Annotated in this window: 16 protein-coding genes; 5 read left to right on the top strand and 11 right to left on the bottom strand. The window is 64.3% G+C overall.

The window, feature by feature from the left end; translation table 11 throughout:
• Positions 1 to 148: 148 nt before the first annotated feature.
• The 5 genes from AC13FW_RS16580 to AC13FW_RS16560 form a co-directional block, all read right to left on the bottom strand.
• Complete coding sequence (locus AC13FW_RS16580) at positions 149 to 1,072, bottom strand: RDD family protein (RefSeq protein WP_296248621.1); 924 nt, start codon at positions 1,070 to 1,072, stop codon at positions 149 to 151.
• A gap of 33 nt (positions 1,073 to 1,105) precedes the next feature.
• Positions 1,106 to 1,840, bottom strand: coding sequence for a GYF domain-containing protein (locus tag AC13FW_RS16575; protein ID WP_482989795.1), 735 nt, complete (start codon positions 1,838 to 1,840; stop codon positions 1,106 to 1,108).
• 21 nt (positions 1,841 to 1,861) lie between these two features.
• Positions 1,862 to 2,335, bottom strand: a complete 474-nt coding sequence (locus AC13FW_RS16570; protein WP_282268100.1) for a DUF494 family protein — start codon at positions 2,333 to 2,335, stop codon at positions 1,862 to 1,864.
• Positions 2,336 to 2,380: 45 nt separating this feature from the next.
• Entirely contained in the window at positions 2,381 to 3,532 is a 1,152-nt protein-coding gene (gene dprA / locus AC13FW_RS16565) for a DNA-processing protein DprA (RefSeq protein ID WP_482989794.1), read from the bottom strand.
• A gap of 78 nt (positions 3,533 to 3,610) precedes the next feature.
• Complete coding sequence (locus AC13FW_RS16560; protein ID WP_282268096.1) at positions 3,611 to 4,735, bottom strand: LysM peptidoglycan-binding domain-containing protein; 1,125 nt, start codon at positions 4,733 to 4,735, stop codon at positions 3,611 to 3,613.
• A 128-nt stretch (positions 4,736 to 4,863) separates the two neighbouring features.
• On the opposite strand from AC13FW_RS16560, the gene def reads away from it, so the two are divergent.
• The 4 genes from def (at position 4,864) to AC13FW_RS16540 (ending at position 8,805) form a co-directional block, all read left to right on the top strand.
• Complete coding sequence (def, locus tag AC13FW_RS16555) at positions 4,864 to 5,379, top strand: peptide deformylase (protein WP_282268094.1); 516 nt, start codon at positions 4,864 to 4,866, stop codon at positions 5,377 to 5,379.
• Positions 5,380 to 5,560: 181 nt separating this feature from the next.
• Entirely contained in the window at positions 5,561 to 6,484 is a 924-nt protein-coding gene (gene fmt, locus AC13FW_RS16550) for a methionyl-tRNA formyltransferase (protein WP_482989793.1), read from the top strand.
• A gap of 4 nt (positions 6,485 to 6,488) precedes the next feature.
• Positions 6,489 to 7,832, top strand: coding sequence for a 16S rRNA (cytosine(967)-C(5))-methyltransferase RsmB (gene rsmB / locus AC13FW_RS16545; protein WP_296248610.1), 1,344 nt, complete (start codon positions 6,489 to 6,491; stop codon positions 7,830 to 7,832).
• A 205-nt stretch (positions 7,833 to 8,037) separates the two neighbouring features.
• Positions 8,038 to 8,805 (top strand): glycosyltransferase family 25 protein, encoded by a 768-nt coding sequence (locus AC13FW_RS16540; protein WP_482989792.1) that lies wholly within the window; start codon positions 8,038 to 8,040, stop codon positions 8,803 to 8,805.
• 31 nt (positions 8,806 to 8,836) lie between these two features.
• Here the strand turns inward: AC13FW_RS16540 and AC13FW_RS16535 are convergent, their stop codons facing one another.
• From AC13FW_RS16535 to AC13FW_RS16515, 5 genes are all read right to left on the bottom strand, one after another.
• Positions 8,837 to 9,754 (bottom strand): glycosyltransferase family 2 protein, encoded by a 918-nt coding sequence (locus tag AC13FW_RS16535; RefSeq protein WP_482989791.1) that lies wholly within the window; start codon positions 9,752 to 9,754, stop codon positions 8,837 to 8,839.
• Entirely contained in the window at positions 9,751 to 10,698 is a 948-nt protein-coding gene (locus AC13FW_RS16530; RefSeq protein ID WP_481508833.1) for a UDP-glucuronic acid decarboxylase family protein, read from the bottom strand. The genes AC13FW_RS16535 and AC13FW_RS16530 overlap by 4 nt, the downstream gene beginning before the upstream one ends.
• Positions 10,699 to 10,814: 116 nt before the next feature.
• The gene (locus AC13FW_RS16525) at positions 10,815 to 11,729 is read right to left on the bottom strand and encodes a glycosyltransferase family 2 protein (protein ID WP_296248602.1); all 915 of its coding nucleotides are present in this window, start codon (positions 11,727 to 11,729) and stop codon (positions 10,815 to 10,817) included.
• Positions 11,726 to 13,015, bottom strand: coding sequence for an O-antigen ligase family protein (locus AC13FW_RS16520; protein WP_482989790.1), 1,290 nt, complete (start codon positions 13,013 to 13,015; stop codon positions 11,726 to 11,728). The genes AC13FW_RS16525 and AC13FW_RS16520 overlap by 4 nt, the downstream gene beginning before the upstream one ends.
• A gap of 195 nt (positions 13,016 to 13,210) precedes the next feature.
• Complete coding sequence (locus AC13FW_RS16515; RefSeq protein WP_482989789.1) at positions 13,211 to 14,047, bottom strand: glycosyltransferase family 2 protein; 837 nt, start codon at positions 14,045 to 14,047, stop codon at positions 13,211 to 13,213.
• A gap of 101 nt (positions 14,048 to 14,148) precedes the next feature.
• On the opposite strand from AC13FW_RS16515, the gene AC13FW_RS16510 reads away from it, so the two are divergent.
• Positions 14,149 to 15,180, top strand: coding sequence for a CDP-glycerol glycerophosphotransferase family protein (locus AC13FW_RS16510; RefSeq protein ID WP_296248596.1), 1,032 nt, complete (start codon positions 14,149 to 14,151; stop codon positions 15,178 to 15,180).
• 263 nt (positions 15,181 to 15,443) lie between these two features.
• On the opposite strand, the gene AC13FW_RS16505 is transcribed toward AC13FW_RS16510, so the two are convergent.
• On the bottom strand, positions 15,444 to 16,937 hold the full coding sequence (locus tag AC13FW_RS16505) for a PH domain-containing protein (protein WP_482989788.1): 1,494 nt from the start codon (positions 16,935 to 16,937) through the stop codon (positions 15,444 to 15,446).
• Positions 16,938 to 16,948: the final 11 nt, after the last annotated feature.

The raw sequence follows: 16,948 nt of genomic DNA, 5'->3' as shown, positions 1-16,948 counted from the left end.
TAGGGTGGCTTAAACCGGGACGATAGTGAAGCCGATGTTTGGGTTGTGCATAAGCCGACGCCCGGGTTGCGGCCCGGGCGTTCAGCTTGGTTCCTTATTAGAGGAATCATGCCGGAGGGGCTTGTGTCAAGCCGCCCCCGGTAATTTGTCAGTTCAAACCCGCTGCAGCGACGCCGAGAAGCACGAACAGCCCGATCAGGCAAAGCAAGCCCAGGCCGGCCAGCGACAGGATCACGATGGTGACCGTTCCCAGCCCCTGCTGCTGCCATTCCGGATGATCGGTGAAGGCGTGCTTGTCCACCACCAAGGTGTCGCAGATGATGTCGTGCAGCGCCTGCTTGCGCTCGGTGAAGGCGGCCATCACAAAGCCGATGCACAGGGTGATGCTGCTGAGGATGTAGGCGAAGAAACGGCCCACCGCGCGGCCCATGGTAAGGCGCTCGCCGTTGCTGCGGACCACCTTGATGCCCACCGCCATCTTGCCCAGGGTGGCCTGGTACTTGGAGGAGTGCATCCATGCCGGATACATCAGGTTGCCGACGAAGATGATCAGGTAGCCGATGCCCAGGGTCAGGAACATGCCGATCGAACCGGCGGCGGAGTCCGAGCCGCCCGATACACCGCCGACAATCGCGCCGAGGATGCTCAGCGGGATCAGCACGATGTAGGTGAAGGTGGTCAGGATAACGTAGTCGATGAAGTAGGCGGCCACGCGCTTCCAGAAGCCGGCCTGCACGACCAGGCCGCCCTGCACGGCAGCGGGATTGACATCCTGCGGACGGCTGGCCGGTGCGGCGTAGGGTGAGTTTGCCTCTGCGGCAGACCGTGCGACGACGGCTTCGCCGCTTTCAATGGCGGCGTAGTCCTGACGCAGGTCGATGCCGGTGCTGGCCTGGGTGATCAGCTGCAGTTCGTCGGCGATGGCCGAGAGCGGTTGCCACTGCTGCATGCCTTCGCGCCACACCAGGGTGCCCAGGTCGATCTCGCCTGCGCGGAATTTTTCGCGGAGCGCATCCGCTTCAATCGGACCATGCCGCTCGCGCTGGGCATCAGCGTAGTACCACTGGCTCATCTTTTTCCCCGTAAAAGTTCTGAACGCTACCAATCAGCCGCGACAGTCGATCGGCAGGTAGTTGTCGTCGACATCGGAACTGCATTCCCAGCTGTCGGCCTGTATATCGTAGTCGAGCCAGATGCTTTTGCCGTCAAGTTGCGAATGTGATGGAACCCGCAGGAAGGCTTCCAGCCCGCAATGCCCCTCTTCAAAGCGGCCTACATGGACCTGGGCGACGTCGCCGCTGGCATAGCTTTCCGGGGTGCCGAAGCCTTCGTCATCATTGATCGGGCAGCGCTGGTTGGCGGCGACGAACTCGGCCACCTGATGCTTCAGGCCCAGCAGTTGCCCTGAAACCATCGTTGTCTTGGAGCGCATCACGTACTGCTGGTAGGCCGGCATCGCGATGGCCGCCAGGATGGCTAGGACGGCAATCAGGATCACGCCGACGACCGCGGCGATGATGCCGGCGATCGCGCAGCCGGACAGGCCCTGGCGGGGAGCTGCAGCGGATGTCGTGTGGATGGTTTGTAGCCCCGGAGGCAGCGACGGCGGTACTGGCGGTGCGCTTGCCGACACCGGGTTTTGCAGGTCGAGCCCAAGCTCGCCGGCGAACTCGCGCAGCGGCCGCCAGTCACCGGCACCTTCGCGCCAGACCAGGGTGTCCTCGTCGATACGCCGGGACTGGAAAAGCCGGGTGATGTCTTCGTCACTGATCGGGCCGCGGCGTTCGCGGTTACCCTCGGCGTAGAACCATTGGTTCACGTAGGTATTGTCCTTATGCATCCCTGCACGCCGGTGTTGGGCTCAGTGCAGGGGTTCGGGTTCGTCGACGAACATCTGGGTTTCCATCCAGGCATAGGCGGCTTCGGCGCCGGGCTGGTTGAACAGCACCATCAGCACCACCCACTTCAGGTCGTCCAGGTCCAGTTCGTCCTGGTCCAGCGCCATGGCGCGGTCCAGCACCAGTTCGCGCTGGTCGGCGTCGAGCACGCGTTGTTGTTCCAGGAACAGCAGGAAACCACGGCTCTCCACGTCCAGCTTGTCGAGCTCGGGGCCGTGGAACACGCGTACCGGCCCGTCAACGCGGGGCTGGGCCACGGCTGGGCGTTGTTCGGCCAAGGCATCGAGCCAATCGAAGGCCTTGTTGATTTCGGCGGGACTGAAACCGGCCTGGATCAGGCCGTTCTGTAGCGAGTCGCGGTCTCGGATGAGATCAGCATCTTCGCTGAAATAGTGTTCAAACAGGTACAGCAGGACGTCCAGGATGCTCTCTTTCATTGCCCCTCGGCCTGCGCCATTGGCGCTGTGGAGGTGAAGAAACCTTCAGGTGCGGGTATAGCGGCCGTGCGCCGACGAAACCTTCCCTTCCAATTCCATGAGCAGCAGCATGGAGGACAGGCTGGCGGCCGTCAATCCAGTGCGCTCGATCAGTAAATCCATACCGGTTGGGTCATAACCCAAGGCGTCCCACAATCGCTGGTAGTCTGGGTCCGGTGGCGTGACGGCCGGGTGCTGGCCGGACGGTACAGGGGAGATGGGGGTCTGAAGCCGGGTTTGCAAGGCGCAGGCCAGTTCGTCGGCCAGATTGGCCACGCCTTCAAGAATGTCGGCGCTGTGTGTCACCAATGTTGCACCTTCACGTATCAGCCGGTGGCAGCCGCGTGCCATCGGATTGTGGATGGAGCCAGGCACCGCAAAGACCTCGCGGCCGGCCTCGCTGGCCAGGCGCGCGGTGATCAGTGCGCCGGAGCGTTCGGCGGCCTCGATGACCACGGTGCCGAGGGCAAGCGCCGCCAACAGGCGGTTGCGGGCGGGGAACTGGCCGCTGCGCGGTGCTGTGCCTGGCGGGTATTCGCTGATCACCGCGCCTTCGGCGGCAATCTGTGCCTGCAGCTGGCGATGGTGGCGCGGGTAGGCCAGGTCCGGCCCCGTCCCGATCACTGCATACGTGCTGCCGCTGCAGGCCAGCGCCGCCCGGTGCGCAGCCGCATCGATGCCGGCGGCCAGTCCGCTGGCGATGGTGAGGCCGCAGCCAGCCAGTGTGGTGGAGAAGTCGCGGGCGATATGGCGCCCGCCGGCGGTGGGCATGCGACTGCCGACGATCGCGATTGCCGGTTGCCACAGACGTGCCGGGTCACCGGCGATGAACAGGGCCAGTGGTGGATTCGGGCTGTCGCGCAGTAGCGGTGGATAGTCCGGGTCACCCCAGCCAATCAGCTGATGGCCGTCGGCGTCCAGCCAGGTGACGGCGCGCGTCCAGGCGTCTGCATCGGGTTTTGCCAATGCCTTGCGCTGCGCTGAGGTGCAGCCGGCGGCCTGCCAGCCGGCGGGGCCGGCAGCCAATGCGTCGGCGCTGCTGCCATGTTGATCGAGCAGGCGGCGCAATGTCTGCAGTGGTCCGCCGGCCAGTGCCAGGGTCAGCAGGGCCGGACAACAGGGTGGGGAGGGGAGATTGGCGAAGGCTGATCGAGGCATGGCCCAGCCTGCTGCCACAAACAACAACGGCGCCCTCGGGCGCCGTTGTGCTGCATCGTAAGGCTAGACCGCAGGCGCTTATTGCGCGTCCGGGTGCTTCAGCTCATAGCCTACGCGGGCCGGCTTGGTGCCTTCCATGATCAAGGCATAGCTGACCTTGTCGAAGGTGCGGAACACCATCGCATGGCCTGCATATTCGTCAGGCAGGGTGACCCGGCCAGCGCCGGTCTTCAGTGCATCGTCCATGCGCGAGGAGCCGGGGTACTGCATGCGATGGGCAACGTGGCTGCCGCTGCGCCAGATCGAGAACACCGTTCCGTTGTCGATACCCTCACGGGCGCCGCCGGAGATGGCGATCACATCGCGTGGGCCGCCGCTGCTGAAGGTGTCGGTCACCGCAAGCACGCGCAGCTGACCTGGCGCGGAGGCGTTGGCCGGGGCGTGCGGGACGAACTGCAGGTCGTATGGGGTGGTCTGCACTGGCACCAGGCGGTCGCCGGCGCGTACTTCCCTGCCGTTGTCCTGCAGCTGCAACGTGGACGCCTCCACGTTACCGCTGGCTACCTGGGTCAGGGTGCCGGCATTCACCTCTGCCAGCTCGTAGCCCAGGAACTCGTTGCGGTCATTGGCGGCTACGAAGCTCTCCCACAGGTTGCCGCTGCCCAGGATGGCCCGGCCGCGGTTGTCCAGGTCATCCGTGGGCTTGGGTTGGTTGAAGCGCACGGTCGGGCGCACCACCATGTAGCGTTGGCCGGGCTGCGCGCCCTCCAGCCCGCGGACATAGGCCTTCTGCCCCAGGGTAGCGCGCAGGCGGTTGTCTTCCAGGCCGACCACATAGGGCAGGTCCTCGAAACTGTCCACCACGTTCAGGTTCTTAAGGAAAGGCTCAACGTCCGCCAGCGGTACGCCGGTGATCGGTGCTTCCTGGCGCGGGCCTGCCTGGGCCGTCACCCGGTCCAGATAGGCCAGGCTCAGAACGTCGCCCGGGTAGATCAGGTGCGGGTTCTTGACCTGCGGGTTGGCCTGCCAGATCTCCGGCCAAAGCCACGGCTTTTTCAGGAAACGTGCCGATATGTCCCACAAAGTATCGCCCTTGCGCACCACGTAGGTGTCAGGGTGGGTACCGTTCATTTCGACGGCCACGGCATAGGTCGTGACGGTCAGCATCGCCACGGCGGCGACCGTACGTAATTGTTTCAACATGGTTGCGATCTGCCTGATTCCCCAACAGGTTGTCGCACTATATTGCAGAAACGGGGGCGCCGGGCAAGCGCAAGCGGTAGAATTGGGACATCTTGCCGAAATAAGCGGCATCCCGGATTGGTATTGCCATGGCCCTCCTGCCCATTCTTGAGTTTCCAGACCCGCGCCTGCGCACCAAGGCGGCCCTTGTTGAAGCGGCCGAGGTGACCACGCCGGCCTTCCAGCAGCTGCTCGACGACATGCTGCAGACCATGTATGACGCCCCAGGCATTGGCCTTGCTGCCAGTCAGGTGGACGTGCATAAGCGCTTCATGGTCATTGACGTCAGCGAAGAGCACAACGCGCCACAGGTGTTCATCAACCCGCAGATCGTCAGTGCCAGCGAAGGCGGCCGCGTCTATCAGGAAGGCTGCCTGTCGGTGCCGGGCATCTATGCCGATGTCACCCGCGCTGACTCCATCGTGGTGCGCTACCTCGACCGCGAAGGCAAGCAGCAGGAACTGGCGGCCGATGAGTTGCTGGCGACCTGCATCCAGCATGAGATGGATCATCTGGACGGCAAGCTGTTCATCGACTATCTGTCGCCGCTCAAGCGCGAGATGGTGCGCAAGAAGCTGGCCAAGTCGCGCAAGCACGTAGCTTGATTTGAGGCGGGGATCGGGGACCCGGGATTGGAAAGGGCATGAATTGCTGCGTTTCTTCCAGTCCCGGCGTTCTGTTCTGCATCCCTGATCCGCACGCTCTTTCTTTCGATTCGCGATTGGTAGCCGCCGCCGCTGCGCAGCTTTTGCCGAGTCCGAATCCCGAATCACGAATCCCCGCCCAATGAAAATCATCTTCGCCGGTACGCCGGAATTCGCCGTTGCTTCCTTGGCCGCCGCCGCGCGCCAGCATGAAGTGGTGGCGGTCTACACCCAGCCGGATCGCCCTGCAGGCCGTGGCCGTGGCTTGATGCCGTCGCCGGTGAAGCTTGATGCGATCGCGCGCGGCATTCCGGTATTCCAGCCGGAAAGCCTGAAGACGCCCGAAGCCCAGCAGCAGCTGCGCGAATTGCAGCCGGATCTGATGATCGTGGTGGCTTACGGCCTGATCCTGCCCAAGGCGGTGCTGGCCATCCCGACCCACGGCTGCTGGAACGTGCACGCCTCACTGCTGCCGCGCTGGCGCGGCGCCGCGCCGATCCAGCGCGCGATCGAGGCGGGCGATGCCGAAACCGGCGTCTGCCTGATGCAGATGGAGGCGGGCCTGGATACCGGCCCGGTGCTGCTGCGCCAGCACACCCCGATCAGCGATGCCGATACCGGTGGCCAACTGCATGACCGCCTGGCACAGCTGGGCGCGCAGGTGCTGTCCGATGGCCTGGGCTTGTTGCGCGCCGGCTTGAAGCCGGTGCCGCAGCGCCAGCCGGAAGCCGGTGTCACCTATGCACACAAGCTGGACAAGGCTGAAGCCCGACTCGATTGGGCCGAGCCGGCTGCTGCGTTGGCGCGCCGCGTGCGCGCCTTCAATCCGTGGCCGGTAGCCGAGGCTATGTTGGCTGGCGAGCGCGTGCGCATCCACGGTGCGGTAGCCATTGAGGACAATCGCGGCCAGTCACCGGGCACGGTGATCGGTGCCGCCCGTGAAGGTATCGACATCGCCTGCGGGCAGGGCGCATTGCGCCTGCGCGTGGTGCAGCGCGAAGGCGGCAAGGCGATTACCGCTGCCGATTACCTGAACGCACGCCGCGATCTGCGAATCGAGGGCTGAGCGGATGACGGCTGCTACCTCCTCGCCGTGGGGCAAGTCCGCGGCGGCACAGCCCGGCGTGCAGACCCGTGCGCTGGCGGCCAAGGTGCTGGCGGCGGTGATCGGCAAGGGCCGCTCGCTGAAAGCCGAACTCGGCGCAGCCCTGCCCAAACTCGACGACAGCCGCGACCGCGCACTGCTGGAGGCCATCTGCTTTGCCGCGCTGCGTCGCCGCGTCGTCTACGACCAGGCACTGCGGCAATGGCTGCAGAAGCCGTTGGGCGCGCGCGATGGTGATCTGCGTGCGTTGCTGATGGCCGGTTTTGCACAATTGGATGTGTTGCAGCTGCCGGCCCATGCCGCGCTGTCGGCGACCGTGGAGGCAGCGCGCGCGCTGGGCCGTGAGCGTCAGGCCGGCATGGTCAATGCATTGCTGCGCCGCGCACAGCGCGAAGGCTTTGCCGAGGCGCGCGCTGAAGATGCGTGGCCGCAATGGTTGCTGGCCCAGGTTCGGCGCGACTGGCCGGAGCAGGCCATGGAGATCATCGCGCAGAGTCTGCAGCCCGCGCCGATGTGGCTGCGGGTGAACCGTCAGCAGCATTCGCGCGAAGCGTATCTGGGTTTGTTGGCCGAGGCCGGCATTGAAGCCATCGCCGAGCCCTTGTCGGCCGATGCGGTGCGCCTGCCGGTTGCGGTGCCCGTGAACAGCTTGCCCGGCTTCGCGCAGGGCGCGGTGTCGGTGCAGGATCTGTCGGCGCAACAGGTTGCCGATGCGCTGCAGGCGCCATTCGGCGCGCGGGTGCTGGACGCATGCGCCGCGCCGGGGGGCAAGTCCGCGCATCTTTTGGAGCGCGACCCATCCCTGCAGTTGCTGGCGCTGGACGTCGATGCCCGACGTCTGCAGCGCATCCGCGAAACCTTCGCCCGTACCGGCGTCGGCGCACAGGCGCAGGTGTTGGCGGTGGACGCCACCGATACCGCTGCCTGGTGGGACGGCAATCCGTTTGACGCGGTGTTGCTGGATGCGCCGTGTTCGGCCACCGGCATCATCCGTCGACAGCCGGACGTGCTATTGCACCGCCGTGCCGAAGACATCGTTGCATTGGCGGCCTTGCAGTCGCGCTTGCTGGACGCATTGTGGGCAGTATTGCGCCCCGGTGGCGTGCTGCTGTACTCGACCTGCTCCATCCTGCGGCAGGAGAACGGCCAGCAGGTGGTGGACTTCCTTGCGCGTACACCCGATGCACAGGTGCAGGCATTGCCCGCTGTGTTCGGGCATGAGGTTGGCGGCAACCGCCAGCGACTGCCCGGTGAGCAAGGCGGCGATGGCTTCTTCTATGCGCGGCTGGTGAAAGCGACGCAGGGCTGAGCGGGCGTTCTCCGTGCTTCGGACCAAGCTGGCGCTGGCGTTGGCCGTGAAATCAAGCACCGGCCCAGTTTTGCTTGCGGGCGCCAGGGCAGGGGGGGGGCAGGCAATTGTTGATCAGGTACTATCATGACTCGTTGTTGTGTCCAGGATGGCTTCCGGAAAGCGGGGAGCCCGTGTGGATTCTTTTCCAGGATTGCGTCGCGCAATGACTCGACCGTCTGCTGATTTGCCTCTTTATGTGATCAACCTGCCGGCATCGGCGGATCGCCGTGCCTCGATCCAGCGGCAGGCAGCCGCTCTGGGCATCGAGGTGACGATGTGGGAGGCGGTCAATGGCAGCATTCCGCACCCCTTGTTTGCCAAGGTCGATGAAAAGCGGCGCCTGGCCTGCAAGGGCCGCCCTTTCCGCCCCGGCGAGATCGGCTGCTGGGCCAGCCACTACTTGTTGTGGCAGCAGTGCGTGGACAGTGGTCGACCGATGATGGTGTTTGAAGACGACATCACCATCGACCCGCGGTTTCTGGACGTGTTGCGTGATCTACCGTCACTGCCGGAGTCGGTGGGGTACTTCCGCCTGCATGCTGCGGACCGCCCCAGCTCGGCCTGGATAAGGTTCGGCGACTCAGTCCTGCACCGCTACTGGCGTAGCCCACTGTGCGCGTTTGGCTATTACCTGACGCCAGAGGCGGCTGCGAAATTCCTGCGTCACGCCGAGCACTGGGTGCTGCCGGTTGATGACTATATGGACCTGGCCTGGCTGCACGGAGTGGAGTGCCTCGGCCTCAAGCCCGGCGTCGTGCGCAGCGGTCATCTGTTCGCTTCGGTGATCCAGGCCGGGCGCAAGGCCAAGCCTGCTGTTGGGCCGTTGGGTTGGCTGAGCCGCGAGGCTTATCGGGCAGGCCTCAGCGTGCGCTGGTTTGCCTACAATCTCGCTTCGCGGTTGCGCGGGCGTGCACCGGCGGACAACGGTTGATACGCGGGATCCGCTGCAATGACGCCGCTGTTCAACGGCGGCGTGACTGGCGTCCGGACAGGATGCTGATGGCTCTTTCGTAGCGCTTCCACCAGGGCGCTTCCCCGCGCAATGCGATGCTGGCGTAGCGATGCCGTTCCTTGCGGCTGGGCTTGGGTTTGGTGCGGTACTCCTGTTTGCCCAAGCTGCAGCAGCCATCGTCCAAGCCACTACGCGCGGCGTATACACGAACAATGCCGTAGTTGCGCAGCGCGTTGCGATACAAGCTTGTCGGCTCACGGCGGGTTGCCCACCAGCCGTTGTTGCCATGGGTGCGATATTCCACGCAGGCGGTGGGCAGGTAGTACTTGCGGGCGCCGAGGATGCTGGCACCGTGCACCACGCATGCATCAGCGCACAGCTTCCACTGGCGTCGGAAGCTGTGCGGAAGGTCGAGTACGTTCTCGGCCCAGGCCCGGCGCAGGCTCAGCGCCGAGGTGGGGGCGCCATACCAGGGCACCAGGAAATAGGTGCTTATTGCGGTATAGCCCAGGTCGATGGGCTCCTGGCTGTCTTCGTAGCGGATGTCCAGGTTGTCGATGCCGAAGGTCTGCAGGTCGCTGAAGACGAAGTCGACATCGCGGCGGGCGTCATATACCGCGCCGATCTTTTCCAGGTATTCCGGCTTCCAGCGATCATCGGCGTCCAGGAAGCAGATCACATCGGCGTTGGCAGCGGCCACGCCGCGTTGAAACGCGGCCAGTTGTCCTTCGTTCTCGCCAAACAGCAGCGTCACCCGGGCATCGTCACCGTAGCGCTGGCGCAGCAATTCCGGCGAGCCATCGCTTGAACCGTCGTCCACCACCAGGATCTGTGCGGCGGCCCGGGTCTGGGCCAGTGCGCTGTCGATCGTCTCGCAGACGAACTTGGCGTAGTTGTAGTTGGTGATGACGACGGCGAACGTGGTCACGCCTGGTCCTCGGCCAGCAGCTTGCGGAAGTAGGCGATGGTTTCCTTCAGGCCATCTTCCAATGCGACCTTTGGTTCCCATCCCAGTTTTTCACGGGCCAGCGAGATGTCCGGCTGGCGCTGGCGCGGATCATCCGAGGGCAGGGGGCGATACACCAGGCGCGAGCGACCGCCGACCAGGCGCAGGACCATTTCGGCCAACTCCAGCATGGTGAACTCGCCGGGATTGCCGATATTGATGGGCCCGGTGAAGCCGCGCTCGGTGTCCATCGTCCGCAGCATCGCTTCAATCAGATCATCCACGTAGCAGAAACTACGGGTCTGGCTGCCATCGCCGAAAATGGTGATGTCTTCGCCGCGCAAGGCCTGCACGATGAAGTTGCTCACCACGCGGCCATCGTTGGGATGCATGCGTGGGCCGTAGGTGTTGAAGATACGCACGACCTTGATGTCCAGCGCGTGCTGCCGGTGGTAGTCAAAGAACAGCGTTTCGGCGCAGCGCTTGCCTTCGTCATAGCAGCTGCGGATGCCGATCGGATTGACCCGGCCCCAGTAGCCTTCCTGCTGCGGGTGCACTTCCGGATCGCCATAGACCTCGCTGGTGGAAGCCTGCAGGATGCGTGCATTCACGCGCTTGGCCAGGCCCAGCATGTTGATCGCGCCGTGCACCGAGGTTTTGGTGGTCTGTACCGGATCGTGCTGGTAGTGCACGGGAGAGGCTGGGCAGGCCAGATTGAAGATGCGTTGCACTTCCACATACAGGGGGAAGGTGACGTCGTGGCGCATCAGCTCGAAATTGGGCAGGTTCAGCAGGTGCGCGATATTGCGCTTGCTGCCGGTGAAGTAGTTGTCCACGCAAAGGACATCATGCCCCTGCTGGATCAGTCGATCGCATAAATGGGAACCAAGAAACCCCGCACCACCTGTGACCAAGACGCGTTGCATGAAAAACTCTCGAGAAGATGGAGGATAGGGCGGGCAAGGGCGTTCAATGCCCAGCGGGTAACACATTCTGCCACGATCTGTGCCCTTGGTTGGGATGCATTGGTGCCGAAAAGATGCTAGCCGCTGATCGGGCGAGTGGCGGGCTTGCCGCACCCTGGCACCAGGTCCAACCCCAAGGCAGCAGAAAATGCCGCCGCTCCCCATGCGGCCCACTTGATTACATCGCGCCGACGCAGCAGCAGGCTGTAAACCAGCATCGCTGGCACTGCAGCTGTCATCAGCTTGACCAGATGGATCCGTCCTGCGCCAGTACCCATGTAGCGGCGTATGGCGATCTGGCGTGAACGTGCGTAATGGAAGCGCTTGATGAAGTCGGTGCGCATGCTGGGTGCCGATGAGGCGCCGCCCTTGTGGAAGGCGCGTGCAGCCGGCTGCAGTAGGCATTGGTGGCCGGCCCTGGCCATCCGCAGGCACAGGTCATCGTCTTCGTAGTAAAGGAAGAAGGTTTCGTCGAAGCCGCCGATCTCCCGGAATGCACTGGTCCGCTGCAACTGGCAACAACCGTGAATCCACTCGGCGGCGGTGACCTTGTCCGGCACCGTGAACGTACTGTTCGTGCCCGGCCTGAAGAATGCCTGGCGGTGCGAGATCTGTGGAACGGTTTCGCTGCGCCAGTTCTGCGGGCCAACCACGCTGGCCTGCGGGTGGTCGCGCAAGCAGTCCAGCAGGCATTGCAGGTCGGCCGGGGCGATGACGCAATCCGGGTTGAGCAACAGGGCGAACGGCGTCTGCACGGTCGCCATTGCCTGGTTGTTGGCGGCGCCAAAACCGGCGTTGCTGGTACGGGTGATCAGCCGTGCATGTGGAATGCGTGCGGCGATCCGGGTGGCAGTGCCATCGCAGCTGCCGTTGTCGATGATGACCACATGCGGGAACGGGGCGAGCGTGCTTGCCATCGCCTCCAGAAGAGCCGAGCTGTTGTAGGTGACGCAGACAATGGTCACCTCATCGAACGGCGGACTGCGGCTCATGGCGTGGATTCGCGTGCTCTACCGATGCCATGCCAAGGGAAGCTGCCCAGCGGGATGCTGGCCATCAGCAGCATGAAAACATGGCGGTGGGTGAAGTTGCTCCAGAGTCCATTGGCCAGGCCGGCGGCCACATAGATGATGAGGATGCTGGCAAAGATACCTTTTTGAGGGTCGTGCAGCTTGCTTACATGAACGGCAAAGGCCAGCAGCAGGGCCGCGAATACCAGCAGGCCAGCCACGCCTTCCTCGGCCAGGATGAGCAGGGCTTCCTGGTGTGGGTGGCCCGTAATGAAGGGTTCCGAGCCTGGGATGGCGCGCATCTGCTCCATGTAGATGGGCTCCCACTGGTTCAGGCCGTGTCCGAACACCGGGGCATCGGCGATGATCGGCAGGGTTTGCTGCCACAGCCACAGGCGGATGCCGCTGGACGTGGGCTCCTGGGTGACCAGATAGCTGTCCACTTCCTCGGTGACCGAGCTCAGCATGCGTTCGCGGATGCTGGGTGTGGACCACAGTACGCTGATGGTGACGACGACCAGGCCGGTACTGATGATAAACGTGCGCCAGCCGTTGAAACGGTGCGCAACCAGCCGGTAGATCCAATAGCCGAGCAGCGGCAGCAATACGATGTAGGTGGTACGGCTCTGGATCAGCAGCACCACGTTGCACAGCACGACCGCGGCAGCAAGCAACGCAGCGATGCGTAAACCCCGCTCGTTGCTGTTGAAGGCCACAGCCACCAGCATCGACATCAGGATCAGGCTGGCCAGCCCCTGCTGTGTGTATTCCTTGAAGACGGTGTTACGCATGGAGGGCTGGATTTCAGCCACTGCACGCTGTGGTACCAGACCGAACTGCATCAGGTAGGAGATCAGCACCACCACCCCGGCGGCGACAGCAAATGCTGCCAATGCACGCCAGCGCCAGCGTGAATCGCGCAGCAGGCTGGCAATGAGCAACGGGTACAGGCAGCCCCACATCGAGGCTTCGCCAAACGCAGGGGCGTCTGAGCCAATCCATGCATGCAGCGCGCTGGCGAACAAAACGCCGAACCAGACCAGGAAGCCGATGACCACTGGCTCACATAGCGCGGAGCGCCAGCGTGCAACCAGGTCCGCGCCAGCCAGTGAACACAACAGGCTCAAGCCCAGCAGGATGTTGGTGGCGGGCTTGTTGAGCGGGGCAGCGAACAGCGTAAGCACCGCGCACCATTGGCCAACCGTCAGCAGCCGGCTGCGCAGTGCCTGTAACAGCAGGGGAGATTGGACCGCAGACAACTGATTCACGTGATGGATCACACCGGTTGGGCGTGGATACGCCGCTGGGAAAGTGGCAGTGACAGCAGAACGGCCACCGTGCAACCAGTCTGATTTTCAGTCGGTAGAACAAACAATTCTAGCGACGCAAACCCGCATCTTCAACGAACTGCGTCGCGTGTTCATGGTAACTACCGCCGCACGTTCAGCAACAATCGGTGTCCTTCAGTCGCGCGGTTTATCAACACTGGCATCCGCGGATGGCGTCACCAACGGCTGCCCGTTCTGCAGCAGCCACAGCATGATGGTCTTCTGCCGCACGTAGTTGGCGCTGACGAAGGCCTCGATCAGGCCCGGCCAGCCATCCAGGAAGCCGCGCTTGACCACGTAGCTGCGGATGAAGCGCCAGCTCGGGGCGATGATCAGCTTGCCCAGGCTGGCGTGCTTGCCCTTGGCGAACTCATGCTCGGCCATCATCCGCGCGTACTTCTGCTTCTTGTCCAGCAGTTGCAGGAAGCTGCGGTAGGGGTGGTGCAGCAGGTCGCCCTTGAGCAGGGCGGCCGGGCCGTCCAGCGAGACGGCTTCGTGGATTTCGCGATCGCCGCGCCAGCCGCCGTGGCGGCGGTCGAACAGGCGCAGTACCCGGTCCGGATAGGCGGTGCCATGGCGCAGGAAACGGCCGAAGTACTCCGAGCAGCGCGCGAAACGGTAGCCGACGGCACGGGGGAAGCCGGCGTCACGCTCGGCCTCGATGGCCGCGCGCAGTTCCGGGTTGACCCGCTCATCGGCGTCCAGGCACAGCACCCAGTCGTGGCTGGCCTGTTCCACGCAGAACGCCTTCTGGCTGCGGAAGCCGGTGAACGCACGTTGCACCACGCGGGCGCCAGCGGCTTCGGCCACGGCGACGGTGGCGTCGCTGGAGAAGGAGTCGACCACCACGATCTCGTCGCAGAACGCCAGCGAGGCCAGGCAGTCGCCAATGCGGTCGGCTTCGTTGAAGGCGATGATGCAGGCCGACAGGCGTGGGCGCTGGGCGGGCAGGGCGGTGCTTGGGCTGGGCATGCGGGGTCTGGTACGGGGGATCGGGCAAAGCCTAGCAGCGACGGCTTCCACTGGCGATGCGATAATTTCGGCATATCCGGGATATTCAGGAGTTCCCCACCGTGCCACGCCACTATCTGCTGTACGGGTCCGAGCGCTATGCGCTGGCCATCCTCCGCCCGCTGCAGGCGGCGATCCGCGCACGTGGTGATGAGGCGGCATGGTTCTTCGATGGCCCCGGCGCCAGTGATCTGACCGCCGACGAGACCTTGTTGACGGTAGAGCAGGTGCGTGCGTGGAACCCCTGCGCGGTGATTACCTCGTCCAACGCGGTGCCGCACTTCTTCCCCGGGGTGAAGGTCGAGACCTTCCATGGCTTTGATGCGGGCAAGCCGCGCCACATCTATATCCGAGGCTTCTTCGACCTGTACTGCACCACCGGCCCGCGTGATACCGCCGCGTTCTCGGAGCTGGCACAAAAGACCGGACATTTTTCGGTGGTTGAGACCGGCTTCCCGAAGATCGACCCGTTCATGAGCCAGCTCAAGGACGAGCCCGATCCCGTGCGCGAGCCACCGGTGATCCTGTACCACTCCACCTTCTCGCCGTCCTGGAGCGCCGCCGGCATCCTGTACGACGAGATCAAGCGGTTGTCGCAGACTGGCGAATGGCGCTGGATCGTCACCTTCCATCCGAAGATGGACCCGGAAATCACCGCCAAGTACCGCGCGCTGGAAGGCCCGTACCTGCGCTTCGCAGACGACGACAACATCCTGGACCTGTTCCCGCAGGTGGACATGATGTGCTCGGACACCTCCTCGGCGCTCAACGAATTCCTGCTGACCTACAAGCCGGTGGTGACCTTCAAGAACCGCCGGCCGGGCCCGCAGCTGCTGGACATCGACGACCCGGGGCAGTTTGAAGGCGCAATCCGCACGGCGCTGTCGCGGCCGCCGGAATTGATGGCGGCAGTGCGCCAGTTTGCCGACCAGCTGCACCCTTACCGCGATGGCCAGTCCAGCGAGCGCATCCTGCAGGCGATCGATGATTTCATCGCCAAGGGTGGCCGCAACCGCAAGCCCAAGCCGCGCAACTGGTGGCGCAAGATCAAGCTGCGCAAGCGCATTGGTTATTGGGGTCCGGCGCGGGTTTGAGGATCAGCAGTTTCGCCTGGCCACGATGCCCAGGGTGAAGTCAGGTTGCAGCGGCATGGGTGTAGCCCGGGTAAGCGCAGTGCACCCGGGGAGAGGGACCAGCTCGGTGACTCGGCTTCACGCCTGATGCTGGTTCTGGAGAAGCTGGTTTTCCGTTGCCAGACTTTGGCGCGCTTCCCACCTCCCGGGTGCGCTGCGCTTACCCGGGCTACGGGGCTGCTCCAAGCCCCTCTTCTCTTGCGGGAGAGGAAAACGCGTTGCCATCACCAGCGCAGCTTGCGCCGCACCATCTCCCGCTCAAGCTGCGCCATCAGCGCACGCGCCTGCGCTTCCTCAAGAAAACGCAGCTGCAAAGCAGGCGAACCACCTGCACCTGCGGTATCCAGCGTCAGTGTCGCGGTGCCGAATCGCCGGTCCAGCGGTGAGCGATCCAGTCGCAGGGCCTGCAGTTTGTCCAGCTCGGCTACCCGCCACCAGCGGTTCCACCAGCCGCCACGAATGGCCACGCGCTGCGCGTCGATGTTGTAGCCGATGCGGCTTACCTGGCGGTGCGCCTTCAGCGCCGACCATGGCAGCCAGAGCAGCGGCAACAGACCCCATGCACTGCCGGTTTCGTACACCAGCAGTGCAGACAGCAGGCTCATCAACAGCAGCGCTGGCAGGCACAGCCGCCACCAGCCCCGTGTACTTACCGGTAGCCATTGGGTGGGCGGCCATTGCAGCTGCGGTAGCAGGTGCTGCAACAGGCCGTCGCAGGCAGCGGGCGTTGCCAGCGGTGCCAGTTCCTTCAGTGCGCGCCCGTCCTGTTCCTGCTGTTGCCCGCCGCTGGCGATATCCACACGCAGCTGGCGGCGCTTGAACAAGCGATGCAACGCACCTTCGCGCAAGGTCCAGGCCTGGATGCGACGGCGTGCCACGCTGCTGCGCACACGAGTGAACAGGCCGCGTTCGACGGTAAGGCGACGGTCGGCCTCGCTCAGGCGGAAACCGTAGTACTGCACGATGGCCAAGCCCACCGATAGCAGCCGCATCAGGACCAGCGCGAAGGCGAGCAACAGCAGGCCGGTGGCGACCATGGTCAGCGTGCCCAGCTGCAGCTGGCTGGCATAGCCGAAGGCGTGGCGGCCCTGTTCTTCGATGAAATCGGAGGTGGTCCGGCGCGGGAACAGTTGGTAGGCCGCACCGATTGCCGCCGCCACAACGACCATTGCGCGGTTGGAAATAAGCCCCTGCCGCACCAGTTCGGACAGCGACAGGCTCAGCAGTACACCATCGGTGGGAGTGTCCGCTTGGTCGCCGTTTGGCGCTGCTTCGCTGCCGCCCTGGCGGATCAGCCGCTCCAGCTCCAGCGCTTGCGCCAGTTTGAGTACACGCATTTCCGCTTCGGGCTTGTCGCCGCCAGCCGATTCCAGTCGCAGCTCGGCCACGCCGAACATGCGGTGCAACAGGTTCTGGTGCACGACGACGTTGTGGATGCGCGCGAACGGGATCTCGCGACGGGTGCGCTCGAAGATGCCGCTGCGGATGCTCAGCGCATCGTTGCCGATGCGATAGCGGTAACTCAGGTATTGCAGCACCGCGCTGGCGACCAGCGCCACCACGATCGCGCCACTGATCCAGTGGTGGTAAGGCAGGTCGTCATCGCGGCGGCTGCCGAACACCAGCAAGGCAACCAGCGGCAGCAGGAACTGCTGCACCTGCTGCTGCAGGGCGAACAGCCACGACCACGGATGCAGCCGTTGTTCGTCGCTGGGCACGGGGGGCGGGA

The sequence above is a fragment of the Stenotrophomonas sp. 21LCFQ19 genome, assembly GCF_056861425.1.
The sequence above is the reverse complement of the archived record's forward strand: the minus strand, read 5'-3'. Positions and strand labels throughout refer to the sequence as shown.